This window comes from Kitasatospora sp. MY 5-36 (assembly GCF_001182915.1).
In the GTDB taxonomy this organism is placed as follows: domain Bacteria; phylum Actinomycetota; class Actinomycetes; order Streptomycetales; family Streptomycetaceae; genus Kitasatospora.
Genome location: NZ_LFVW01001438.1, coordinates 1 through 546, shown reverse-complemented (window position 1 = coordinate 546; position 546 = coordinate 1). Strand labels below are relative to the sequence as shown.

1 pseudogene is annotated in these 546 nt (G+C 80.8%); it reads right to left on the bottom strand.

Annotated features, from left to right (window positions below):
* A pseudogene (locus tag AE652_RS42830) lies at nt 1-546 on the bottom strand (hypothetical protein); the annotation flags it as partial.

Sequence of the window (546 nt, the reverse complement as noted above, 5' to 3'; positions counted from 1 at the left end):
CGCCCGGCGCCCTCGCCGTCCGCAGCGCCCTCGGCCTCGGCGCCCTCGTCGCCCTCATCGCCCTCGTCGAGGTCCGCGATCAGCGTCCGGGCCCGGCACATCAGCGCCGACCCGGCCAGCCCCGCCCGCTCGAACAGCTCGGCGGCGGCCAGCAGCCCGGCCTTGCCCTCCTCGCACGCGTCCCGCTGGAGCGCCTCGTGGGCCCGCTGCTCGGCGAGTTCGGCGCGCAGCCGCTCGGGGCCGCCCAGCTCGGCGCTCTCCGGGTGGACGAAGTCCGCGGCCTCCGCGCGCTCGGCGACCCGCTTCCACAGCCGGTCGGCATCCGGGTGGCCGAGCACCTCCAGCTCGCGGGCCCGCAGCACCAGGGCGGTGAAGTCCTCCGGCTCCGCCTCGACCGTCCGGCGCGGCGCGGGCGCGGCCGCCGGGGCGGCCGACAGCCCGGAAGCGGCGGCGGCCCGCACGCCCAGTGCCAGCGGTTCGGCGAGCAGCGGCTCCACGGCCAGCCGGGCGCGCCGCCCGGCGCCGACCGCGTCGGTGCCGTTGCGG